Below are 24,137 nucleotides of genomic sequence, written 5' to 3'. Positions count from 1 at the left end.
TCTTCGCATGCGGCCGTTCACGGTAACTATATCGAAGAGAGGCAAAACCAAATTAGTGGACGCCATTCCATTTCACCTGGCCACCCGAATATCTGCCGAGAACGCTGGACCCAAGCCTGACGTGTCTACTAGGAAAACAGTCCTGTTTTCGATCCACAACACCGCGGACGCACAGTCGCTCATAACCGAAATGTGTCAAAACCCCTGGGTGGTTTCACATAGTGGAAGCAACAACGGCTCTTCTCCTCAACACCGCCAGATAAAACCGACAGCCTCAATTGTCTGCTCGGGCTGCTTGACTATCACCATGAACGCCGCACTACTTTATCCTGCTGGCTACAACACCGATTTCCTTGCGACTCGTCTGCCGCTCCCTGCCCCTCCCGTGGGAACCCTGATTCGTGAACTGCTCTACACACATTTCACCGTGCTCCTCGACCCCGCGCGGCGCCTCGCGATCGCGACCGGCGTCAACATCGACGGTGATCACCTCGTTACCGTTGACCGCGGCGACAACTGGCACCTCGACTCGCGTATCCCGCTCTACGAACAGGCCGGGGCGGGCGTCTACGCCAGAAACGATCTCGACCGCGGGCACCTCGTCCGGCGCCTGGACCCGGTCTGGGGCGATACAACGACAGCCCGGCGAGCAAATTACGATACCTTCGCCTACACCAACGCCGCCCCGCAAGCCGCAGCCTTCAACCAATCGAAACAACTCTGGCTCGGCCTCGAGGACCACGTCCTCACCTACGCACGCACCAACAGTAACCGCATCAGCGTCTTCACCGCCCCCGTACTCTCAGCCCAGGATCCGATATACCGCGGCGTGAAGATCCCGCAAGCATTCTGGAAGATCGCAGCATGGACCACGACCCTGCACGGCTCCACCGCTCTGCACGCTGCCGGATTCGTCCTCGACCAAAGCCCACAGTTCGAAAACATCGACCTTGACACGGTCCGCGCCCCAGCCCGCATGTACGGCACTCCCCCGCCGCTTGGACCATACCGCACCTACCAAGTACCCATCGTGGACATCGTCGACCTCACCGGGCTCAACCTAGCCGCCCTATCCGAAGCAGACGTCTACGCCCCGGCCTCAGCGATCCAGGAAGACACCGACCGTCGAACGCGCTGGGTCGAACTGATCGACACAGCAGGCATACACCTCTAAACACACCGGATCGTCTACAGTCAGCTCAGTCCCTAGCGCGAAGGTAAACATAGACGGTTTCCCGGCTGACCCCAAACTCTCGAGCAAGAACAGACTTCGGCACGCCCGTAGCAGCCTTCTCACGCAGCTCAGCCGCACGGACCATGTCCAGTGACGGGGTACGACCACGGTAGACGCCACGCTCCTTGGCCAGGGCAATGCCCTCCCGTTGACGTTCACCGATCAAGGAACGCTCGAACTCAGCAAATGCTCCCATGACGTTCAAAAGCAGGTTTGCCATCGCATTGTCATCGCCCGTGAAGACGAGCTGCTCTTTCACGAACTCAACCCGAACCTTCTTCGCTGTGAGTCGGCGCACGATCAAGCGAAGATCATCGAGGTTGCGGGCCAGACGGTCCATGGAATGCACGAGAACAGTATCGCCATCTCGGACGAACCGAATCATCTCTTCGAGCTCGGGCCGGTTCTGATCCTTCCCCGACGCCTTATCCTCAAACACCCGATCGACCTCGACGCCAGCAAGCTGTCGGACAGTGTTCTGATCGAGAGTGCTGACTCGCACATATCCAACTCGTTGACCCGTCATATGACTTTTCCCCTGCTCTGTCAGGTTGAAGTCTAAGACCCGGCCATGAGGGGTGTCTACCAATCAAAAAGCGACCCTATCTTGACAATATTAGATAACGGTACCTGACGCCTAGTTGGGGTACACCCCAAAACGACACGTCGCGATCTGCGTAGGTGCTGCACGTTCCGGCGTCGCCGTTCAGGGAATCGTCTTGACAAATTTCTTCTGCGCCGAACCGTCCGCCGGCGTCCAGAGCACCCAGATCGTTCGACTCGTCGGCGAGCTGAGCCGTCGAAATGAAGGTAAAGAAGATACTTCCACCGCGCGGCACGTCGACTGCCTCCTCCGCGTCGAGCCTTATCCATTGCTCGTTGAAGCCGTCCGGGGTGCCAATAGAGACGTGCATGACGTCGTCTCCTGTCTTGTTCGTTGCCTTCCATTGTTGATCGATGCTCGCGTCTGTGAGAGCTTCAAGGGCCCAATCCTCTCGATGCGTAGCCGCCGATTCGAGGAGCGCGGTCTGTCTTTCCAGAGTGTCCGCAGTTCGTTCGTGATGCCGCACAGCGACCTCGGCTGCCGAAGCTGATCGAGTAGCAGTGCGCTCGTGCGCGGAAGCCTCATCTCTGGCCTGACGAGCGTCGTTGACCGAGCGCAAGGCGATAATAGCCGCTATCACCGATGCAATAAAGATCCCAAGATTTACTATCACCGAAGCAAGTTCCATATTACGAGCGGTCGATCTCCGCCAGGTGCGCGTAAAACTGCGTTGCCAACGGGGAGTGGCCCAGCAGTTTCCCCACCTCAGCGAGCGTCACGCCGTTCTAGAAGGAGTGTGGAGGCGTAGGCAGCCCCGTACCCCCTACTCAGCGGCCCCTGCACCCCGTCGAAGCCGCTCCACCTCCGCCTCAACCGCCACCACCCGAGCGGCCTCCTTCGCGACCTGCGCCTTCTCATGCACCGTCTGGTGCGCCGCCATCTCAGCCCGCGTCTTCGCCGACACTGGCCACGCGAACATAATCAGCACCACGAACCCGAACGCCATCAGCAGCCCAACCAGAATCAGAAGAATAATCACCCCCGCAGCCTAACTCGCCCGTATGCCGGCCTCCATGTCGACCCCTTTTCCCACAACCGCTACGGCATGTGCTGAGAAATCTGCCCCATATCTGCCCCACGCGGGCCGACTTGGCCGGCGGCAATGGCCTCCGATGCCAGTGAATCATTAGTAGGGCGGCCGGGACTTGAGCCCGGGACCGACGGATTATGAGTCCGCTGCTTCACCACTCCGCCGGCCATCTCTCGCAATCCAAAACGGGCACATCGGTGTTTCGGCGGCTTCTAATCTCGGCCACGGGTCTTGATCCCCGACCGATGGACCTCGCACCCGGATACTCCTACCTCGCACTGGAGCTCAAAGAGCGGTTCAGAAACCATCGGTTCTGGGCGCTGTTGGTGCCGTTGTAGGTCTTCTACAACTTTGTAACAACGCTTCCAAGTGGAGTGGGCACAGTGCGTTCTAGGGCAGTCTGTTGCTGTGAGTAGGACATCTATCAAAAATTTGCGCGCGCGCGGGCTCGTATGGCACTACACGACCCTTGAAGCTCTCCATCTGATCCTGGCGAGCAATACTTTGCTGGCCACTGAGGTCAGCTATCAAAACGACCAGCGAGAACCAGAGACCGCATGCGAAGCCATTCAAAAGGGCCTCCGGCAACTGAGCAAAGACCCGACCTACCGCGATTTCGCGCTCGGGGCCCTTCGCTGGGATCAGCTCGAACGTGAGCAGCACGGCTTCATCCGCGGTAGATCCGGCACCTTACTCTCTAGCAGCAGATTCATTTTTTGCGCGTCAACTGACCCCGACAACCTGGACGCGTGGCGGACCTACTCGGGCGGCAGCCAAACCGGTTGCGCCATAGGGCTAGATCCTGATGCACCGCTTGGTGTGATCGGGAATAAGGCAGAAGACCGCTCCGTGAGCCTCGCACGGTGGAGCGACGTCATCTACAACCGCCGCCATCACCTGGAGTTCTCAGTCACAAAGCTCAAAGCTGTGGGCGATCTTTGGAATGCGGAAAACATTGCGGACGTCAGCGAACAGGAGGAGGCAGGAAATGCGGGGCCGAACAGCGATACCGACCGCACATTCGCCGTTCTGCTCCTCGAGTATCCCGAAGCGGTTGCTGAGATCACAGCCGTCGCTAAGCACCGTTCTTTTCGGGACGAGCATGAGACCCGGATTACTTCCCGATGCCTCCGCCGGTGATGAGTGTGATCTGAACCAAGTCCACTAGACCTTCACGACTGGCGGAGCATTTCTGGCCGACAACTCGAGGTGCTGCACGACGGCGTCCGTGAATGAGCGCGTTGTCCCAGTACCACCGAGATCTCGGGTGCATTGGCCAGGTACGCTCAAGGCGGTCTCTACCGCCTCGATGAGTTCCCTCGAGGCATCGACCTCGCCCAGGTGTTCGAGCATCATGGATGACGCCCACAGTTCGCCGGTAGGGTTGGCCACTCCGAGTCCGGCGATATCGGGAGCGGACCCGTGGATGGACTCGAACATCGATGGATGATCGCGTTCGGGATTGAGGTTCGCCGACGGGCCAAGTCCGATTCCGCCGGTGAGCGCGGATCCCAGGTCGCTTAAAATGTCTCCGAAGAGATTTGAGGCGACAACGACATCCAGGCTTTGAGGTGCGAGGACGAACCGAGCCGCCAGCGCGTCGATGTGTTGGAGGTCAATAAGGACGCCGCGACTCTCCGCCACCTCTGAGCGACCTCGTCCCAGAACGGCATGGTGTGGATGATGCCGTTCGATTTGGTCGCCGACACGAGCTTCCCCTTGCGCTCCAGCGCGGCAACTGCGGCGAAGTTCACGATCCGCTCTATACCGATCCTGCTGAAGATTGATTCCTGAATCGCGAGTTCGCGTGGCGTTCCGGCGAACAATCGCCCTCCCGCTTCGGAGTACTCGCCCTCGCTGTTCTCTCGGACGATGAGAAAGTCGATCGGTTCCGAGGATCTGAGCGCGGAGGGCACGACGCGCAAGGAACGAACCGGTCGTAGGTTGACGTACTGGTCGAACCTCCGCCTTATGGGGATTAGCAGTCCCCAGAGAGACACGAGGTCTTTCACCTTCGGGGACCCGACCGCGCCAAGAAGAATGGCGTCGTAAGGCGCGAGCGTCTCCAATGCGTCGGGAGCCATCATGGAACCTGTCTGGAGGTAATAATCGCAGCCCCACGGAAATTCTGTCCAGACGAGCTCGAAGCCGTGACGGCGGGCCAGTACATCGAGGACCCGTACCGCAGACTCGCACACTTCCTGACCGATGCCGTCACCGGGCAGAAGCGCGATGCGGTGTTTCGCGTGGGTCACTCGTTGACCACGATATTTTTGCGGTCCAGACCCGACGCGGAGGTGTGGACGAGTGTTGGCAGGACCTTCTCCAAAGTTTCGGTCGTATAGTCAGCGTCGTCGAACCAAGTCGTGTTCACCACGTTTTGGACGACGGACTTGGTTGTGCTGATCCCGATTATGATCATTTCGTTCAGGGCCCGGTTCATTCGCAGACTCGCCTGCTCACGCGTCGGTGCGTGGACCATGACTTTCGCGATAAGGGAATCGTAGTGGGGTTGCACGGTGGTGCCGGTCTCAACGAATGTGTCCACGCGAACTCCGGGGCCCGACGGTGTGCGGCAGTATTCGATTTCGCCGGGACTCCCGACAAAGTGAAAGGCCGGATTCTCGGCATTGATTCGCGCTTCAATGGCATGGCCAGTGACAGTCACCCCCGCCTGGGTAAATGACAGTTCGCTCCCAAAGGCGACCCGGAGCTGTTCCACACAAATGTCGATCCCGGTAACCATTTCCGTTATTCCGTGCTCCACCTGAATTCGAGCATTTACCTCAATGAAGTAGATACCACCGTCGTTATCGACGAGGAACTCGACGGTTCCTGCGGAGAAGTACCCCATCTTTTGGGCGAGCGTGACGGCGTACTCGTGGAGTTTCCGACGGGTTTGTGGCGCAAGGTTCGACGCGGGGGCTTCTTCCACTACCTTTTGTCGGCGCCGTTGGAGTGAGCAGTCGCGTTCGTGAAGGTGCACGATGTTGCCGGATTGGTCTCCGAGGATTTGGACTTCGATGTGCCTGACGTTGCTGAGTGACTTCTCCAGGTAGATGTTCGCTGCGCCAAAGGCGGCAGTGACCTCCCGAACCGCTTCGGTAAATGCCTGCTGGAGTTCACCCTCGTTCTCTACGGCACGGATACCTTTGCCACCACCGCCTTCGGCTGCTTTAAGGAGGACCGGGTAGCCGAGCCGAGAGGCTTCGTCGGTAGCGTGAGCGAGGTTGCTTAGCACCACGCTTCCCGGGACGACCGGAACGTCCGCTTCGATCGCGAGAGCGCGCGCCTGCGCCTTATCGCCCATACGGTCGATAATGTCGGCGCCGGGTCCAACCCAGATGAAGCCTTCGTGCTGAACGAGAGCGGCGAACTGGGCGTTTTCCGCGAGGAACCCGTAACCGGGATGGACCGCGTCGGCATTTCCCTCGTGGGCGGCAGCGATGAGCGCTTCCTGGTTTAGGTAGCTTTCAGGGGCGGCCGCTTTCCCGATGTGGACGGCTTGGTCGGCCAGCTGCACATGCAGCGCGTCACGGTCGACGTCCGAGTAGACGGCAATAGCTTCAATTCCGGCGTCGTGGCAGGCGCGGATGATGCGCACCGCGATCTCGCCACGGTTGGCGACAAGGACTCGCTTCATCTGGGTTATGCCCCCTCGAGCTCGACGAGGCTGGCGCCCATGGGTATGCTTTCGCCGTTGCCGATCACATACCGCTTGAAGATGCCGTCACGATCGGCGTGCACCTCCACGAACATTTTCATGATCTCGATAATGCCGATGGTTTGGCCGATACGAACTTCCTGACCGGGTGTGAGGAAGGGTTCCTCGTCGGAGCCCGGTCGTTGCCAAAAGACCCCTGGCGCCGGGGCCGCGATCATCTGTGTACTCATGCGGTTTCCTTTCGTTCTACCCCAAATACCCACGGGTACTTGAGGGATTTTGCAATCTGTGCGAGTTCGTTGTGGGCGTGTCGTCGTTTTGCATGCGCTTCAGTGACGGACACGGAGGTGAAGGTCACCGTGTCCGGTGTTTTCAGCTGTGCAAGTGCATCAAGGTCGGTGGAGATAATCGTGCCGAACGTGACGTATCCGCCACCAGTGACTGCGTCACGAAGCAGGCAGATGGGCTCATTCCCACTCGGGATCTGGATCGACCCTAGGGGGTAGCCGAGGTTGACGACGTTGCTGGGGTCGCTCCCGGCTCCGAAGGGTACGTCACGTTCCACGAATTCGAGGGCCGGTCCGATCAGACGGTAGCCGGTGCGATTGGCTTCATGGGAGACCGTGAAGTCGGATTCAAAGAAGAGCTGCACCGACTCGGGAGTGAACCGGTAGTTACACAGGCCGGTGACCACGGCCAGGTCCGCGCTGGCATCAAGCGATGGCAGGTACTTCGGGTCCAACTCGCGGATGCGATCGCCATGACCGTCGTCCGAGTGGATTTGGGTGCCGATGGGAAGCACATCACCCGGTTTCAAGGCACGGCCCATGTGCCCGCCGAACTGAACGGTTTGGTATGTGGAGCGGCTCCCCGAGAGTTTTGGCACATCGACCCCGCCGCGCACGGCAATGTATCCGCGACTGCCGCGGGTCATCGGCCCAAAAGACAGAGTTTGTCCGTTCTTGACAGGCACACTCGCCCACATCGGCTGTGGCTCACCGTCAATGAGGACGGTCACCTCGGCCCCGGTCACCGCGATAACGGTGTCTGATTGGAACTGGATCGCCGGCCCCATGAATGCGAATTCCAAGCCGGCCGCGCGGGGATCGTTTCCGACGAGCATGTTCCCTAACGTGTAGGAACGCTGGTCAAGGGCACCGGCAGGCGGCATTCCCAGGGCATAGTAGCCGTCGCGCCCGCTGTCCTGAACTAGGGTTTGCAGTCCGGGCATGATGATATGCATCATCGGAGTGCCTCCAGGAGTTCGTCGTTGTAGGTCTCCCAGTCTTCGAGGTGCTTTCCGACAGAGAACTCGATATCAGCGACGCGCACGCGATACTCGTCCGCGTCCACCGCCGCCCGGATATCGAAATATTCCGCTTCGGAGATAGCTCGGAAGGAGATGAGAGTGCCTGCGGGGAAGAGGACAGGGCGTTCCCGAAAATCGGCACGCGTCTGCGTCATGTCCACGACGTTGATGGGGGTTCGGCCGAGTAACTGCACACCCCCGGCACCGGCGGAGGGGTAGATGTTCGTGAAGGCGCCGCCGTGCCCGACCGCGCGGGAGGGCGTTTCAGTCCGGGGGGACTTGTACTTGGGAACTTCTATCTGAAGCTCGCGTGGCACGAGCTGGACGCTCTCCGCGTTCCCCGGAACGAAGTTCATGAATGTGACGAGGAATGGGTGTCTAGTGTGCGCGGCAATGAGCTCATCGATGCTCTCAAACCCGTTGACTCGGGCCGCGTACTCGATGTCTGTGCTGCCCGGGTCCTGGTGGCGGTCTCGAAACTTCATGAGCGCTTCACGGGTCCACGGATCGTTGTAATAGACAGGCACATCCACGATGCGGGTGTTGATCGTGGCCGGACGCCCGGTGACTATTTCCTCGTGCACCCCCTGGAGCGTGGCGAGCAGTTCCGGTAGGTTCACTCGTTCCGGGATGTAACGGATCATGTAGCTGGCGTGCGAGGGACACACGTCAGTCACACCAGGAAGGTTCATCGCGGTGAGGGTGCGCGCGAGCGTCTGAATGGTCAGCGCCTGCTGGATGCGCATCTCCTCGGACAGCTCAACGAAAATAAACTCATCGCCGCCGAAGCTGAGCCTGCCGCCGCCGCCGCCGCTGAGCTGACGATACATATCAGTCATTGATGATTCCTATACATTCAAGGGGCCGACGTGGACACCCGCGTCACTCAGTGCCGCGCGCACCTGTGCCGCGATATCAGGGGCGTTCACCCGGTCGCCGTGCACACACATGCTCTCGAGATGCATGGACACCGTTTTCCCGGTGTTCGTGAGGACATGACCTTGGGTGATCCGCACCGCCTGTTCGGCGATGGGACCGGGCGCCTTCTCGTGTGGGACTGGGTCGATCACGTTCATCCCCTCGTCGTCAAACTCGAGGTCGACGGCGTTCTCCCGCACGACCCGCACCCCGGCCAGCTCCAGCGCATCGGCACCGACACTCGGGGTGAGATAGACGGGCAAATGTGGGTAGGCGCGCACGAGCGAACGGCCGATCATGTCGGCGAGTTCCGCATCGCGGGCAATCGTCCCGTACAACGACCCATGGGGTTTGATGTGACGAAGGGTTCCACCGCGAGCGGTAACGATCCCGTCGAGCGCCCCAACCTGATAAAGGATCATATCGACGATACTGAGTGAGGCCATCGGAATTATGCGACGCCCAAATCCGATTAGGTCCTGATAGCCCGGGTGTGCACCAAGGCTAAGCTCGTGCTCCATCGCCTGGTCAACGGTTTTTCGCATCGTGGTCGGGTCGCCGGCATGGAAGCCGCACGCAATATTCACTGCGTCGATATGCTTGAACAGCTCCGCCTGGTCGCCGAGGTTCCAACGGCCGAAGCTTTCTCCTGCGTCCGCGTTAATTTCCATGGTTCTCGTCTTCTCTCACCTGATTGGCGGTGGGGACGGCGCGGCCGCCCCCACCGATGTTCGTGCGCCTACGGTTGAACGCAACCAGGCAGGCCCGCCGGAATCTGGTTCTCGGTGACCGTGCCCTCCGCCCAGCCTTCGTCACAGGCATCACGGGTGTAGATACGGCGCCACTCGGCTTGTGCAAAGTCCGTCATTTTCGGAAGATCCTGCACTTCGGTGATGCCGGTGCCCGTTTTGGCAGCATCCAGGGAGGCTTCTGGGAGTAGGTCCACCTGGAACACCTCGGTGACGAACGTGTCGGCCTCGCCGGGGAAGAAGTTGCAGCCGTCAACGAAGTCGGCGCCCTCGCACGGCTTCGCGGTTTCGGTGGTGATCCACGGCAGCGGCACCTCGATGTTTTTCGGAATGCCATCGGCGCCGTGTTCGAGGATGTGCAGGCCTACCTTCATCGCGATGCCAGCCTGTGCGGGCGGGGAACCAGAGGAAACCCCGGGCCAGCCCTCGCTGAGCCGTTGCCGGAAGTAGTTGCTGTTCTCACCGGTGACGGGAATTTCCAGTCCTGCCGCTTCGAGGGCCTTCAAAACGCCCGCTTCGCCATCCTGCGACCAGACGCCTTCGACATCTGGGTGAGCGGCGAGCGCTTTCGCGGTCTCCTGCTGGCTCTGCGAGGAGTCCCAGCTGCCATAGAATTCCGCGACAATCTCGATCCCAGGATGCTTGTTGAACACGGCCATGGCGGTATCAAAATGGACGGCGTCGGTTGACGTGCCGGCGACGCCGCGGTTCAGGAAAATTTTACCTTCCCCCCCCAAAAGGTCGACGAGGGCCTGAGCGGTCTGCGCGCCGAAGAAGGCGCGCTCGGGATCGTCGGCGAGGGCACCGGTAATGAACGCGACGTTGTAGGCGCACTCTGCGTTCACTGTGGAGTCGTAGAACACAAAGGTGACTCCCCGGTCGCAGCCCTCCTGAACGACCTGTTTGAGCGCGGTGGGGGAAATCGGATAGGAGACGATAAGTTTCGCACCGGATGCGATCATGGACTGTAGATCCGAGATCTGCTTTTGAACATCGGTGCCGGAGATCTGCTTCGTCACGTCATATTTTTCGGCGTTCTCCGGCGCCTCAGCGATAGCCATGGCGAGGTTTGCGGCCTCATCCTGCCAGTTATTGCCACTGTAACTGAGGTTCAGGAAGACCTTGTCTTTCTGCCCGTCACCGCCGCTGTCTCCCGGAGCCGCGGTACACGCCGATAGCATGATTGTCGCCGACGCCAGCGCCGCGACGGCACCGACCAGCCGACTCAATTTTTTTGTTCTTGACGCCATTGATAACTCCCTTGTTCAGGCGGTTTGTGATTCAATTTAGATTCTGGCAGCGCCAGTGTCCTTGCCCAATCGCGCGGCAATGAGCGCAATCAGGATGATCACGCCATAGAGGATTTGTTTCACCCCCTCGGAGAAACCGGCGGCACTGATGTCGATGCCGAGGACAGTGAGTAGGAGCGCCCCTCCGATAGTGCCGGCGTAGGAGCCAGCACCGCCGCGAATAGCCGACCCGCCTACCACGACAGCGGTGATGCTCGGCAGGAGCCACGAGGCGCCGATGTTCAGGTCGGCTCCGGAAGAATAGCCAAGGAGCATAATGCCGGCGAGACCGGAGGAGATGCCCGCGATCGTGTAAACGATGATGAGCGTTGAGGAGACGGGCACCCCCGCGACCCGGGAGGCGATCTCGCTATTGCCGACTGCGAAGGTTCGGCGGCCAATGGTTGACCGCATCTGAATGAGATAAGCGATGAGCGCGAATATGACCAGTGCCCAGATCGGGGTGGGGACGCCAAGGAACGATTCTTTTCCACTAAACAAACTCGATAGTGCGGCCGGGGACGGTTGGGCGGGTGTGCCGCGGCTAACTCCGAGAAGCACCGAACCCAGAATCGAGCCGGTGGCGAGTGTCACAATGAATGGCGGAAATTTCGCATGGGCTACGAGGAGCCCGTTGATCAGCCCTATGAGGGCGCAGCCGATAGTGGCGGCCACAATTGCCCCCATAACCGGCCAACCGGTGTTCGCGAGGTATCCGGTGAGAAACGCCCCAAGCGCAATGGTTTGTGGTAGAGACAGATCAAAGCCGCCCGTGAGGATCACAAAGCCCTGCCCGAAAGCGACCACGACGAGGAAAAGCCCGAGGATGAGGGTGCTTTCCAACTGTCCGAGGGAGGGAAAGTTTGGGCTGACGATCCGCGACAGCGGAAACATGAGTACAAGTATGATCCAGACGATCACGACAGGTTGCGCGAAGAAGGCACCGATCCGTCGCGGTACGCTCTCCTGACGCGGGTCGGGAAGGATCGTGGTGCCGGTCTGATCTGTGGGAAGCGTGTTATTCGACATCGGCCAAATCCTTTCGCGAACGCGTGTCAGTCACGGCCGCTGCGGCTGGGCGGCGGCGGCGGCGTTTGGCGACGTGAGACAGAAGTGGCAGGCTGAGTGCTAACAGGATAGTAATCCCCAGAATCGCGCCCGACCAAAAGTCCTGAATGCGAAGCCCAAACAGCAGCTTCGGGAGTGCGATGAGGGACCCGGCGCCAAATACGGCACCGATTGCGGAGCCCTTCCCACCACGAAAGCTCACCAGTCCGAGCGCGACCGCGGCAAAGCTGGTCAAGAGGAACGGGAACCCCGCGTTCGGGTCGCCCGAGGCCGTCACCGCAGTAAGGAACAGTCCGGCGATCGCGTACATAACGCCTGCGAAGGCGTACGCTCCGACCTCAGTGGCGCGAACGAGCATACCGGAGATCACGGCCGCCTGGCGGTCTGAACCGATCGAGAATAGCGTCGTCCCGAAGCGCGTCCGACTCAGATACGCCCACAGCAGGCACAGCACGATGAGCGCGCCTAGCGCAGCGGGGAAACCGCCAACGGAAAGCTTGAACATCGAGGTGAACTCGATCGGGACGGAACCACCGGGTGCGGGAAGGAGAATGAGCGCGACCCCGGTCATGCAGATATATGAGGCGAGCGTCACCGCAATCGACTGCAACCCAAGAAGCACGATGAGGACACCGTTAAACAGCCCGACGACGAGCCCGAGCCCGAGAATACCGATCGTAATCGGCACGCCCATGTCCGGGTAAGCCGAGGTGAGCACGGTGGCAAGCACATTGGACAGGCCAAGCGTACCGGCCACCGACAAGTCGAATCCGCCCGTAATCAGCACCGTGGAGGTGCCGATCACCGCAACCGCCAAGGGCATCATCAAGACGACAAAGTTGCTAAACGAGTACAGATTCCGCTCGAACGGTGCAACCGCCAATAGGAGGCTATAAATCACCACAAAGATCACGACCGCGGCGACAAGTTCACCGGAGATGCGGCGCCGGCGCGCTGAGATGGTCGATATTGTCATAGGGTGCCCCTTTGCGCCGACATGGATTCGAGGTTGAGGGCACCTCTAAGGATGTCCGTTTCGGACACGAGCGAGCCGGTGAACTCACCGGTGAATTGACCACTGTGCATCGACAAGACTCGGTCACATACCCCAACAAGTTCGGGGATCTCCGTGGAGTACATGAGCACTGCTCGACCCGATTGCGCATACGAGCGAATGAGGTCGTACAGTTCCACCTTCGTAGGTACGTCAACACCGCGAGTGGGGTCGAAGAGTATTAGGCAGGCGGGATCCTGTGACAAAGCGCGCCCGAACACCACCTTTTGTTGATTGCCGCCGGAGAGCGCGCTGACAGGCTTGTCGAGCATCGTGTGCGGCAGGTGGACCCCGTCCGCGCGGGCAGTCCCAAGCGCGCGTTCTCGCTTCTTTGACACGAGGCCGGCTCGGCTCAGGTCGGCCAGCGTCGAAACGGTGAGATTGAATAGGGAGCTCAGCTGCAGAAACAACGCCTCAGCTTTGCGTTCCTCCGGCACGAGCGCGGTGTCGCGCCTCGCACTACCTCGGGTGATCTGGACCTGGCCGCCCGTCCTTGGGGTGATGCCCGCGAGCGCGTAAAACAGATCGTGCTGACCTTGTCCCTCCAGCGCCGCGACGCCTAGGACTTCGCCCGGGTAGATGGAAAATGACACGTCTTCGACCTTGCCGGCTGACAGGCGATTGACCATGACGATCGGTTCGACTGCGCGGACGTCGGCGTCTCGTTTCTCCGGGTATGTGTGCTCGAACGAGCGGCCAATCATGAGCTCGACGAGCTCCTTTTCACTTTCCTGCCCCGCTTTGAAGTTGCCAACATTGCGGCCATTTCGAATGACCGTGCCCTGAGAGCAGATCTCTTCGATCTCCTTGAGCTTGTGACTGATGTAGATAATGCTCGTGCCCTGAGCGGCAAGATGACGCATCCGCGCGAAAAGCCAAGCGGTGTCTGGTAGGGCCGCGGTCGGTTCGTCCAGGACCAGGAGCCGTTTCGCGTCGCGCATCCCCGCGATGATTTCGATCTGCTGCTTCGTCGCCAAATCAACTTCGGAGATGAGCGCATCCACGGGGATGTACGGGGCGTGATACTCATCCAGTACTGTGCGAGCGTGCGACATGAGGCGTTTTTGGGCGATCATGCCAAGGACGTTCTTTGGGGTATCCCGGAGGCACAGCTTCATCGCAACGCTGATATTCGGTGGCGAACTCAACTCCTGGAACGCAATACCGATGCCCGCTTCACGTGCCGCTTTCGGATCACCGTGCTGAAGCATCTCGCCATCGATGACGACTGTGCCCTCATCGGGTGTGATTACACCCGAAAGCACCTTCATGAGAGTCGACTTGCCGGCGCCGTTCTCTCCAAGGAGACCGTGAATTTCTCCGCGGTCCAGCGCGAGACTCGTTCTCTGAAGCGCACGGGTGGCACCGAAACGCTTACTGACATTTTGGATTTCAACGAAGGCCACGCTGCCTCCTTTCTGTGGTCGGGGCGAATCATTCGCTCTGGTAGATGTCCAGAACGATGTCAAGGGTCTGGATAAATTTGTCAACGTGCGACTCGTCAAACACCATCGGGGGTTTGATTTTGAGGACATTGTTGTACCGGCCATTCGGGAACATGATCACCCCGCGGTCTTTGAGCATTTCGCTGACAGTACTCGCGGCGTGCTCATCGGGGTCGGTCGTGCCCGGTGATTTCACAAGCTCAACGCCCAGGTACAGTCCGTACCCGCGGACATCCCCGATACGCCAGTGCCTGCGCTGGAGCTGCTCCAACTGTTCTTTGAAGTAGGCGCCGACACGCAGCGCCTGCTGCTGAAGGTTGCCGTCTTCCAGGATGTCGAGCACGGTCATTCCAACCACGCATGAAACCGGGTTGCCTCCAAATGTGTTGAAGTACTTGACGCCGTTGTCGAATGCCTCCGCAACTTCGCGAGTGGTCACAACCGCCGCAAGGGGGTGCCCGTTGCCGATAGGTTTCCCCATCGTCACGATGTCGGGAACGACACCCTGCGTTTCGAAACCCCAATAGTGTGTGCCGAGGCGGCCGAACCCGATCTGGACCTCATCCGCGATGCACAGCCCCCCGGCATCACGAACGCGCTGGTAGCTCTCTTGCAGGTAGCCCTCGGGGAGCACATAGTTGCCGCCCGTGCCGACAAGTGATTCAGCGATGAACGCGGCTGGTGGCGTCCCCTCAGCCACCAGTGCGTCCACCTGTTCGCCGACAAGCGCCGCATACTTGTGACCGAGATCGGGATCACCGTACCGGTAGGGGCCACGAAACGCGTCCGGCGTGGGAACCTCGCGAGTGCCGTCGGGCACGCCTTTCCCGGCCACGTGATATCGGTTTGGGCTCACGTCGGTGACCGCACGTGTGTTGCCGTGGTATGCGGAATCGATTACGAGCACCTGCTCATTACCAGTGACCTGCCGAGCAATTCTCAGCGCCAAATCGTTCGCTTCACTTCCCGTGCACACAAAGAAGACAGTGTCGAGCTTGTCGGGCAGAAGCGACGTCAGTCGTTCTGCGTACTGCGAGATCTGCGGGTACACGAGGCGACTGTTGGTGTTCAGCCGCCGCATCTGACGATACGCCGCGTCGGCGATGCGATCGTTCGCGTGCCCCACATGCGTGACGTTGTTGATCGCGTCCAAGTAGACCTGCGCGTCCGAGTCCATCAGCCACACGTCTCGGCCACGCACGAGAGTCATCGGCTGGTCATAATAGCTCTTTTGGGAGGGCGCGAACCGCTCTGCCCGAACCTTGAGTACACGATCCTGATTCCACGCATCCCCCGCATCGAACTGATTAATGAGGGGCGCAGCGAGGCGCATATCAAACTGGCTAGCCCAATAGTCACGTTCAAAGACGCGCACGTATGTAGGGGCGGCCAGCTGAATGAGATTCGGGTCGCGGAAGAACTGTACGATTCCGGCCAAGACGGTGGGCACGTTATTAGGAGCGCCCACCCGCAGAACGCGTTCTCCTGCCGAAATGCTGTCGCCTTCCGCAACGAGCGGAGTGCCGCCGAGCCACACGGAGTACACCGGCACCTTATCTATGTCGTGGCGAATAACGACGCGATCATCAGCGACGGATTCGACCGTGCCGTCAGCGGGCACCAACAACTCTGTTTCGCGAGCAACGCTCACCCCGATACCGTTGAGGATCGTTTTCGGCGCTGCGCTCCCGACCCCCCGCACCGCCGACTCGGTTACGACGGCAGAGAACGGAAGGGTGATGCCGACGCGGTCGCCTAGGAGAGAGACTGCAGCTTTGGCCGCCGTTGTGATGGCGGCACTATCGAAATCGACTCCGTCAATAAAATCTGCGTTCGGCGATAGGTCGAAGTGACGGGTGGGAGATGCGACTATTTCGGCCGCCACCACTTCGGAACTGCTCGAATCGTGGTGTGGCGCCAGAGTGCCCGTCATTTTCCGGAACGTGTCGGCAGCAACATTCGGATGCACGCTAAGTAGTTGTTCGAGTGCCGGCCAGGTCGCCGCAATTCGCGATTTCGCGTAATCGCCGTTCAGGCCGGAGCTACGGTAGGTCCACGTAGACGCGTTGACTGCAAGCCGCGCCACCGCTAACGGATAAAGCAGTTCAAGTTCGGTGTCGGTGAGCTTTGCACGGGACAAGTAACCTTTGACAACATCACAGAACGCACCAAACGCATCCTCCTGCCGTAGGGCCGCATAGACGGCAGCGATCGCGAGCTCGGCGATCCTGACCGTATACACCGCGTCGTTGAAGTCGACCACTCCCCTCAGCTCAACCCTCCCGAGCTCGTCCCGGCTCGCCAGGAGATTGAAGTCATTCAGATCCTGGTGCACCACGGCCGACGGCAGCTCCGGGATGCGTTCTTTCACCGCGTCAAACAGGGACAGTGCGTGCAACAAGAGGTCACATTCTGTGGCGTCACCGGATGCGGATATCGTTTCCCGGATCGCGTCGTCGCTACGCACGACCATCCAGTGATGGTCGGGGCTCGTGGCCGACGCGGTCAGCTCGCTCAGGCTGGAATTGAGTTCGGCAGCGAGCTCCCCGAGTTGCGTGCGATAGTGGCGCCCGGTGATTCCGACCTTGGCGACGACTTCGCCGGGAACCCAGTGGAAGAGGCGCACCACGAAACGTTGTCCGTCATCGAGCGCAAGGAGAGAGTGCAGCGCTCCATTCTTTTGCAGCATCATGCGCGGAAAGTCAACGGAGACGGGTCTTTTTTCAAGGTGCGCGAGCACCTTTTCTTGCCATTCGATTTCGTCCATATCCGCCGGTTCGGGCGTCAATCGCAGCAAGTATTCTTCGTTCGCGGTTCCGTCCACCGCAAAGTTCCAATCAATCTCCCCGCCGAGTCGGTCAAGGTGATCGATGTGGACACCATAGCTTTCGTAAATTGCGCGAACAATGGCTTGCTGCTGATCACCTGACAGGCTGTGAAGTGTGGGCACGCTACTCCTCATTGAATCGAACCATACGTAATGGCTATGGGCACAGGACCAATCAAACCAAACGGCGATATACAAGAACAGGGGCCGCATGCCCTGGAATCCGCAATTATGATGTGCATCATGCACAATTATCGCGAGAGGTTATCCTTAGTCAGCGCCGCGCAGCGCCTCCTGAATGACCAATTAGAGGAGCTTGTGCGCGCGTCGATTCAACGCTTGCGCGAGGCCGATCCGGTGTATCAACAGGTTTCCGACAAGAGTCTCAACGATCAGATGCGAAAGACGATTTCCCTCACGCTGATGCGCATCACAGATGAACCGATTCCGGTGTCACTTGCCTCCGTGGCGTTCGAAACCGGTCAGCTTCGCGCCATCCAGGGGGTTGACCTGCAGGCAGTTCTGCGTTCATTCCGGATCGATCTGCGTGTGCTCTGGGAAGCGTTCCTCGCCGATGCTCAAACCAATGGCTTGGGCGGCAACGCCGCCTACCTATCGGAGCTGGTCGGGGTGTGGGAAGCCACCGAGGTAAACATTAATGAGGTGAGTGAGGGCTACCGGATCGCGACTGACACCTTGAACCAGCAGACAAGCGAACTACGCATAGCCGTCTTTCGCCGGCTCCTAGACGGCCCGGAGGGCGACAGTAGAATCGTCTCGAAACTTCTGTCGACCCTCACCTTCGACCCGTCGGAATCGCTGTTCTGTGTCGTCGTTGACCTCCACGAATCCGAGTACTCTTTGCTCTCGGCATGCCAGGCGCGCCTGAGTCAACGGGGAATCAAGAACTACTTCAGCTGGCACGGACAATACCTCGTCGGGTTTGTTCAGTCCCGCGCCGTAAATGAAGACTTTCTGATGGTGCTGCTCACCGAGTTTCACGAATACAAGTCCGGGTTCACCGAGGTACGCATCCCGACCACCGTGCGCAGCGCGGTGGACAACACGCGCACCTTGGTGGCAGCCCTTAAGTCTCCAGGGCTGCACAAACTCCGCCAAAACTGGTTGACCGCGTTCGCCTACGCCGAACCCACGCTCTCGCGAGCGATTGCCGACGACGTGTTCTTCAAATTCGAACAGCTCACCCCGTATGCACGCGGGGAACTGCTGGCCACGATTCAAGCGTTCTTTGACACGGACGGGACCGTCAGCCTCATTAGCAAGAACATGTTCCGGCACAGAAACACCGTACGAAGTCGGCTTGCTCAGATAGAGGAGCTTACGGGCCTTCGTCTTGATTTCCCCCGCGATATTGCTGTCCTCGCCGTCGCATTTAGCACCATCAAGTTGAATGACTAATGCACAGACTGACGTCACCCCGGACTCGCCGGCGGACGCATCGAGGTTCGACAGCGGCTCGTCGAGAAGCAACACACGCGGCTCCCCTGCGCGCGCAATCCTGGCGCCCACGGCTTCAAATATTCATCCTGGCCTGTTCCGTCCACGCCCTCACAACGAAGAGGAAGTGACGTCCGATATCGGCGCACTCGGCACCTAATCAGCCCAGAACGGCAGGCAACCGCCCGGCTGAAGGTCGGCTTGATAGTTTGCGTGCCGTCACGAACCGATTATTTTCTGGCCGGAATCACGCCACGGAAGAAACACGAAAGCCAATAATGTGGTTCTTCCTAGCCACTAGCGCGTACAACAAGAGTGGGCTCGAGTTTTCGGCTGTCCACATCGTGTCCTGCCATGAGTCCAAGAACTGTCTCCAGACCCAGACTGCCCATTTCGTGCAATGGTGAGCGTACGCTCGTAAGGTTGACCGCTTCAGCCAAGGGAGTGTCGTTATACCCTGCTAAAGCGATGTCATCAGGTAGGCGCATGCCGACTTTCTGGAGGACGCCAAGTGCGCCGATAGCCGCAAAGTCATTAACAGCAAAAATCCCCTCGGGGATCTGCCTGGATTGGAGTATTTGTTTCGCTGCCATCTGCCCGGCGGTCGCATCAAAGCCCCCGTGGATGATCCACTCGTCGGGCACTGCAATGCCATTTTCACCCAGGGCAGCTAGGAAGCCAGCTGTCCGGTCTCGTGAGGTTGAGGTGTTTGAATCGCCCGCTATGACTCCAAAGGTCCCTCGTCCGGTGGCGATGAAATGCTCAGCAATAAGACGACCTCCAGCATGATCATCACAAGTAACCGAAATGTGTCCTTCGGAGGATCGGCTCACCAGCGTGTATGGGGTGCCTCGCTTTTTCAACTCATCGAGATAAGGCTCGTTCAAGTGGGCATCACCGAAGATTAGGCCGTCCGCTCGGCGGTCGAGGAGCATCTCCGCTTTCACTCTTTGGTTGGCCGCAACATCGAGAGAATTGGCTACTACCGTGAACAGTCCATGCGCGGTCGCCGCCTCATCGATGCCCTCATAGATCGTCGCGAGAACGTAATCCTGAAGGCGCGGCACGATAACGCCGACCATGTTTGACTTGGCGGTTCTCAGTGAAGCCGCATAAGGGTTCCTGCTGTAGCCCTTATCCCTCGCCAACGCGAAAATCTTTTCATTCGTTTTCTGGGACGCCCATCTCGAGCCAGGACCGAGCGGATCGTTGAGAACCCGAGAAACCGTCGAAACGTTCAGACCGAGTTCGTGGGCCAAGGTCTTGAGCGTGACCGGTTCAGAACTCTGCACGTTTCGGTTCCGCTCCCACATTCCCACGGTTGTGAGTTCTCCTTGAATTATGAATCGCATCCATTCACCGATATTATCTGGCGCAGAGACCTAAGCAAACGATTGCGGCATACGTTTGTTTATATTCCTAGCCAACGACGGAACTAAGGAAGTTGAGAGCATGGCTCACATTCAGGTTTTCGGCACGGGCGGGACAATCGCTTCGCGGGGACGAGGCGAAGATGGTGTCCTCGCGTCAGACAGCACGAACAGCCTGGTTCAGAGCGTATCGAGTGTTCATACCGTTGCTTCCCACGACATTCTCACGACCGGAAGCTACCGTCTGAATCTCAACAATCTACGCACAGTTGCAGAATTTGTTCGTAAGTCATTGGATGATGATGATGTCGACGGCGTTGTCGTTACCCACGGGACAGACACGATGGAGGAGACAGCATTTCTCCTCGATCTCGTTCATTCGTCGCGCAAGAACGTCGTCTTTACAGGTGCGCAGCATGCGGCAGATAGCCGTGATCCCGACGGGCCCCGCAATTTAGAGGATGCCGTTAAGGCTGCCGTTTGTGAAGATCTACACGGTTCAGGTGCGCTCATCGCGTTCAGTGGAGTTGTCCGTTCCGCTCGAGGCGCACGCAAGTTCCACACGACAGCCCTGAACCCGTTCGCCGGTGGTTGCGAAGTTGCCCACATGATCGGTGACGACCTTGTCGTCATGTGCCGCCCAATCGCTCGGAAACCGCTCCCGCTTCCACCTCCCAGATTTGACACGACTCGGGTGGAGATCATCACCACATTCCCCGGCGCGACGACCGATTTGTTTGACTTTGCCGTCAGATCGGGGACGGACGCTGTTGTTCTCGCGGGTTCCGGAGTAGGTAATGCCGGACCCGGATTCCTGAAAGCAGTTGAGAAGGCGGTCGATAGGGGCTGTCCGGTCATTCTAAGTACGCGCACCCCCTGGGGGCCGGTTGTTCCCACATATGGGAACGGTGGGGGCATCGACTTGGTCAAAGCTGGCGCCATACCTTCAGGTGATCTCAACCCTTTCCAAGCCCGAATACTTGCGGCCTTATTGGTGTCGCTTGATACCCCGCTACATGATTTTTCGACGTTTTTCCAATCGACTGCTAGCCCATCTCTAATCCAATAGGAGGAATTTTGTCCAAGAAGATATACGTGACCATCGGCATCGATGTTGACGCCGTCGGCGGATGGCTAGGGTCTTACGGTGGTGAAGACTCTCCGGGTGACATCTCGCGTGGCCTGTTTGCCGGCGAGGTCGGTGTGCCGCGACTGCTGAAACTTGCTACGGATCGTCAGATGCCCGTGACCTGGTTCTGGCCCGGCCACTCCATTGAGACTTTTCCCGAGCAGTTTGATGCAACGGTTGCAGCCGGGCATGAAGTCGGGGTCCACGGATACAGCCACGAAAACCCGATCGCGATGTCCCGGCAGCAGGAGACGGAGGTCCTTGACCACTGTATCGCGCTGTTTGAATCCAGAATCGGTAAGAAACCGGTGGGATATGTGGCACCTTGGTGGGAATTCTCGCCCGTGACAAACGAAATCCTGCTTGAACGAGGTTTCCTCTACGACCACTCCTTGATGCACGACGATTTCACCCCGTACTACGTGCGGGTAGGCGATAGCTGGACCAAGATTAATTACGATGCCGGATCCGCAAAAGAATGGATGAAGCCTCTGGTTCGCGGTCAGGAAACGAGCCTTATCGAGATTCCCGCGAGCTGGTATCTCGATGATCTTCCTCCAATGATGTTCATTAAGGGCAGTGCCAATAGTCATGGGTTCGTGAGTCCTCACGATATTGAGCAACTGTGGAAAGATCAATTCGACTGGGTTTACCGTGAAATGGACTACGCCGTTTTCCCCATTACGATCCACCCAGATGTTTCCGGACGCCCTCAGAACCTGCTCATGCTCGAGCGACTCTTCGACCACATTCAGCAACATGACGGTGTCGAGTTTGCCTTCATGGAAGACGTCGCGCGCGACTTCGCCACGCGAAATCCCCGTTAGGAGCAAGAAATGGCCAAATCCTCCATAACATCAACATCAACCGAGGAAAAGGTTGAGCCATGGAACGTCCCTATCACAAAAAAGACCATCGTCTACGTATCGGTTGTTTGCTTCATTGCGTGGACTGCATCCGTATATGATTACACGCTTTTCGGCACTTTACTGCCGCTAATCGGCGAAGAGTTCGGCTGGTCTGCGGGCGAATCGACTGCCATAAACACCATTGCCACAATCGGCGTCTTCATCATCTCCTTGGCCGTCGGCACGATCCTGGACAGAATGGGCCGGAAGAAAGCGCTCATCCTTCTCATGATTGGTGGGGCTCTGGCGTCTGGATTAACCGGGGCGGTCGTTGGGGCCGTGAGCCTCATCATTGTCCGGTCCTTCTCCGGATTCTCGATATCTGAAGAGGTCGTCAATGCCGTCTACCTCAACGAAATGTACAAGAAGGCCAAGAGCCGCGGGTTCATGTTCAGCATTGTGCAGGCCGGATGGCCAGTGGGCGCTCTACTCTCGGCTGGAATCTCAGCCTTACTGCTTCCAATCATCGGGTGGCGCTGGAGCTTCTTGCTCGCGGCCCTTCTCTCCCTCTTGGTCGTGCTCCTGGCAACAAGACTTCCTGAGTCGCCCGTCTTTGCAGCGATGCAGGAAGTGAAGCGTCGCCGCGCAACTGCCGACATCCAAGGAGCCCATGCCCTAGCCCAGGAACATGATCTTGAAGAAGGAAGCCACTACAAGACAGGCCTCAAGGATGTTTTCACCCCAGAACTGCGCCAGCATACGACCTGCCTGTCATTGGCATGGTTCTGCAGCTGGATCGGGATTCAAGTGTTCTCAGTTCTGGGAACCACCGTGCTGGTCGAGGCCAAGCAGGTAACCTTCGAAAACGCACTGGTCATTCTTGTCATGGCCAATGCCGTTGGATTCTGCGGTTACCTCTTCCACGGCTGGCTGGGTGATCGCATCGGTCGGAAGCTGACAGTCGTACTGGGCTGGACCACAGGTGGAATCGTCAGCCTGATCATGTTGCTCGGTCCGGACACGGGGGCGTTCGTCATCCCGCTTTACGCCATCACGCTGTTTTTCTTGAATGGTCCCTACGCAGCGTTGCTTTTCTACATGGGTGAATCTTTTCCAGCGCACGTGCGGGGCATGGGCACCAACGTGGCGCACGTGATGGCGCCTGTCGGTGGCATAGTCGGGTCGGGCCTTCTGAGTCTGCTGCTGCTCAGTGGCGTTCCCATGGGTCTTTCGGCCATGCTGACCGGTTCTCTGTTTATGCTGCTTTCCGGGCTGTTCATGATGGGTACACGTACAACGAACCGCATTAGCGACCACAAAAAGGCACTGGGGGTAACAGCATGAAGCGAGATGACGGTCTGGAAGGCAAGGTCGCAGTCATCTCTGGCGGCGGTAGCGGAATTGGCCAGGCTCTAGCGGTGGCATACGCGAGAGCTGGCACACATACTGTGGTCGGCTACCTGCCCAGCGACCCGCATGACGTCAGGAAAACCGTGGCAGCAGTAGAGGCAGCGGGAGCGAAGTGTATTCCCGTACCTGTTGATGTACGTAGCATCGACGACACTGAAGCCCTAGCGCAGGTGGCCGTTGACGCCTTCGGAAGACTGGACATTTCCATTGCCGCCGCAGGAATTCTCCGACGAGCGCCACTTGCCGACATGACCGACGAAGCGTGGGACAACATGATGGCAGTGGATCTTTCGGGAGTCATGCGCATATTCCGTTCCTGCGCTGCACGCATGACCGGTGCCGGCGCGATGGTGGCGACATCATCTATCGCTGGCGGTGTCTACGGTTGGGCGGACCATAGCCACTACGCGGCAGCTAAATCCGGCGTCCTAGGGATGTGTAGGTCACTCGCAGTGGAGCTTGCGCCCAGGAAAATCCGAGTCAATGCCGTTATCCCCGGGCTCATCGAGAGTCCGCAGTCGCTCGATGCAGTCAACTCGCTCGGTCGGGAAGGACTCAACGAAGCAGGCAAGATCATTCCTTGGGGACGCGTAGGAAACGCCGATGAAGCCGCCCGGGTCATCCGCTTCCTGACCAGTGAAGACTCTGCCTACGTGACCGGCCAGGAAATCATCGTTGACGGCGGTCTGACCGTCAGATGGCCAAGCTAAGCCCCCTTTCATCCATAGAAA

23 protein-coding genes are annotated in these 24,137 nt (G+C 58.9%); 7 read left to right on the top strand and 16 right to left on the bottom strand.

The features are described 5' to 3' along the window. Positions 1-307 precede the first annotated feature (307 nt). Positions 308-1,174, top strand: coding sequence for a DNA/RNA non-specific endonuclease (locus CJ028_RS08500; protein WP_105034819.1), 867 nt, complete (start codon positions 308-310; stop codon positions 1,172-1,174). 25 nt (positions 1,175-1,199) lie between these two features. Here CJ028_RS08500 and CJ028_RS08495 read toward each other — a convergent pair whose 3' ends face one another. The 3 genes from CJ028_RS08495 to CJ028_RS08485 all read right to left on the bottom strand — a co-directional run bounded on the left by CJ028_RS08495 (position 1,200) and on the right by CJ028_RS08485 (position 2,817). Further along, positions 1,200-1,760, bottom strand: coding sequence for a recombinase family protein (locus CJ028_RS08495; protein WP_105034818.1), 561 nt, complete (start codon positions 1,758-1,760; stop codon positions 1,200-1,202). Positions 1,761-1,836: 76 nt separating this feature from the next. Next, complete coding sequence (locus CJ028_RS08490) at positions 1,837-2,466, bottom strand: hypothetical protein (RefSeq protein WP_105034817.1); 630 nt, start codon at positions 2,464-2,466, stop codon at positions 1,837-1,839. A 135-nt stretch (positions 2,467-2,601) separates the two neighbouring features. After that, entirely contained in the window at positions 2,602-2,817 is a 216-nt protein-coding gene (locus tag CJ028_RS08485; protein ID WP_105034816.1) for a hypothetical protein, read from the bottom strand. A 459-nt stretch (positions 2,818-3,276) separates the two neighbouring features. Between CJ028_RS08485 and CJ028_RS08475 the strand changes: the two genes are divergently transcribed. Continuing rightward, positions 3,277-4,008, top strand: a complete 732-nt coding sequence (locus CJ028_RS08475) for a DUF2971 domain-containing protein (protein ID WP_161498931.1) — start codon at positions 3,277-3,279, stop codon at positions 4,006-4,008. A 24-nt stretch (positions 4,009-4,032) separates the two neighbouring features. Here the strand turns inward: CJ028_RS08475 and CJ028_RS21810 are convergent, their stop codons facing one another. The 12 genes from CJ028_RS21810 to CJ028_RS08420 all read right to left on the bottom strand — a co-directional run bounded on the left by CJ028_RS21810 (position 4,033) and on the right by CJ028_RS08420 (position 17,314). Then, the gene (locus tag CJ028_RS21810; protein ID WP_338064135.1) at positions 4,033-4,464 is read right to left on the bottom strand and encodes an isocitrate/isopropylmalate family dehydrogenase; all 432 of its coding nucleotides are present in this window, start codon (positions 4,462-4,464) and stop codon (positions 4,033-4,035) included. Next, a complete protein-coding gene (locus CJ028_RS08470) occupies positions 4,389-5,123 on the bottom strand; it encodes an isocitrate/isopropylmalate family dehydrogenase (RefSeq protein WP_338064134.1) in 735 nt (244 codons plus the stop codon). Before CJ028_RS08470 ends, CJ028_RS21810 begins: the two co-directional genes overlap by 76 nt. After that, positions 5,120-6,511 carry an acetyl-CoA carboxylase biotin carboxylase subunit gene (locus CJ028_RS08465; RefSeq protein WP_105034814.1) on the bottom strand — a complete coding sequence of 464 codons (1,392 nt, stop codon included), beginning with the start codon at positions 6,509-6,511 and terminating at the stop codon, positions 5,120-5,122. Before CJ028_RS08465 ends, CJ028_RS08470 begins: the two co-directional genes overlap by 4 nt. 5 nt (positions 6,512-6,516) lie before the next feature. After that, positions 6,517-6,762: a biotin/lipoyl-containing protein gene (locus tag CJ028_RS08460; protein ID WP_105034813.1), complete on the bottom strand. Its 246-nt coding sequence runs from the start codon at positions 6,760-6,762 to the stop codon at positions 6,517-6,519. After that, positions 6,759-7,778, bottom strand: a complete 1,020-nt coding sequence (locus tag CJ028_RS08455) for a 5-oxoprolinase subunit C family protein (RefSeq protein WP_105034812.1) — start codon at positions 7,776-7,778, stop codon at positions 6,759-6,761. The genes CJ028_RS08460 and CJ028_RS08455 overlap by 4 nt, the downstream gene beginning before the upstream one ends. Then, positions 7,775-8,680, bottom strand: a complete 906-nt coding sequence (locus CJ028_RS08450; protein WP_205683978.1) for a 5-oxoprolinase subunit B family protein — start codon at positions 8,678-8,680, stop codon at positions 7,775-7,777. The genes CJ028_RS08455 and CJ028_RS08450 overlap by 4 nt, the downstream gene beginning before the upstream one ends. 9 nt (positions 8,681-8,689) lie before the next feature. Beyond that, a complete protein-coding gene (locus CJ028_RS08445; RefSeq protein ID WP_105034810.1) occupies positions 8,690-9,430 on the bottom strand; it encodes a 5-oxoprolinase subunit PxpA in 741 nt (246 codons plus the stop codon). Positions 9,431-9,498: 68 nt separating this feature from the next. Next, on the bottom strand, positions 9,499-10,737 hold the full coding sequence (locus CJ028_RS08440; RefSeq protein ID WP_205683977.1) for a sugar ABC transporter substrate-binding protein: 1,239 nt from the start codon (positions 10,735-10,737) through the stop codon (positions 9,499-9,501). Between the two features lie 57 nt (positions 10,738-10,794). After that, complete coding sequence (locus CJ028_RS08435; RefSeq protein ID WP_205683976.1) at positions 10,795-11,826, bottom strand: ABC transporter permease; 1,032 nt, start codon at positions 11,824-11,826, stop codon at positions 10,795-10,797. Beyond that, a complete protein-coding gene (locus CJ028_RS08430) occupies positions 11,816-12,841 on the bottom strand; it encodes an ABC transporter permease (protein WP_105034808.1) in 1,026 nt (341 codons plus the stop codon). Before CJ028_RS08430 ends, CJ028_RS08435 begins: the two co-directional genes overlap by 11 nt. Next, entirely contained in the window at positions 12,838-14,325 is a 1,488-nt protein-coding gene (locus CJ028_RS08425) for a sugar ABC transporter ATP-binding protein (RefSeq protein WP_105034807.1), read from the bottom strand. The genes CJ028_RS08430 and CJ028_RS08425 overlap by 4 nt, the downstream gene beginning before the upstream one ends. Positions 14,326-14,353: 28 nt before the next feature. Continuing rightward, complete coding sequence (locus CJ028_RS08420; RefSeq protein ID WP_161498930.1) at positions 14,354-17,314, bottom strand: aminotransferase class III-fold pyridoxal phosphate-dependent enzyme; 2,961 nt, start codon at positions 17,312-17,314, stop codon at positions 14,354-14,356. Between the two features lie 30 nt (positions 17,315-17,344). On the opposite strand from CJ028_RS08420, the gene CJ028_RS08415 reads away from it, so the two are divergent. Then, positions 17,345-18,610 (top strand): helix-turn-helix domain-containing protein, encoded by a 1,266-nt coding sequence (locus CJ028_RS08415; protein ID WP_105034805.1) that lies wholly within the window; start codon positions 17,345-17,347, stop codon positions 18,608-18,610. 329 nt (positions 18,611-18,939) lie between these two features. On the opposite strand, the gene CJ028_RS08410 is transcribed toward CJ028_RS08415, so the two are convergent. Next, positions 18,940-20,001 (bottom strand): LacI family DNA-binding transcriptional regulator, encoded by a 1,062-nt coding sequence (locus CJ028_RS08410; protein WP_240607159.1) that lies wholly within the window; start codon positions 19,999-20,001, stop codon positions 18,940-18,942. A gap of 100 nt (positions 20,002-20,101) precedes the next feature. On the opposite strand from CJ028_RS08410, the gene CJ028_RS08405 reads away from it, so the two are divergent. Genes CJ028_RS08405 through CJ028_RS08390 form a run of 4 tightly spaced genes read left to right on the top strand, consistent with a single transcriptional unit; the run spans position 20,102 to position 24,116 of the window. After that, positions 20,102-21,088: an asparaginase gene (locus CJ028_RS08405; protein ID WP_105034804.1), complete on the top strand. Its 987-nt coding sequence runs from the start codon at positions 20,102-20,104 to the stop codon at positions 21,086-21,088. Positions 21,089-21,096: 8 nt separating this feature from the next. After that, positions 21,097-21,975 carry a polysaccharide deacetylase family protein gene (locus CJ028_RS08400; RefSeq protein WP_105034803.1) on the top strand — a complete coding sequence of 293 codons (879 nt, stop codon included), beginning with the start codon at positions 21,097-21,099 and terminating at the stop codon, positions 21,973-21,975. A gap of 9 nt (positions 21,976-21,984) precedes the next feature. Continuing rightward, positions 21,985-23,340, top strand: a complete 1,356-nt coding sequence (locus CJ028_RS08395) for an MFS transporter (protein ID WP_105034802.1) — start codon at positions 21,985-21,987, stop codon at positions 23,338-23,340. Beyond that, the gene (locus CJ028_RS08390; RefSeq protein ID WP_105034801.1) at positions 23,337-24,116 is read left to right on the top strand and encodes an SDR family NAD(P)-dependent oxidoreductase; all 780 of its coding nucleotides are present in this window, start codon (positions 23,337-23,339) and stop codon (positions 24,114-24,116) included. The genes CJ028_RS08395 and CJ028_RS08390 overlap by 4 nt, the downstream gene beginning before the upstream one ends. The last annotated feature ends 21 nt before the right edge of the window (positions 24,117-24,137 follow it).

Source organism: Cryobacterium aureum, assembly GCF_002954245.1.
In the GTDB taxonomy this organism is placed as follows: Bacteria; Actinomycetota; Actinomycetes; order Actinomycetales; family Microbacteriaceae; genus Cryobacterium; species Cryobacterium aureum.
This window is presented reverse-complemented; position numbering and strand designations above follow the sequence as displayed.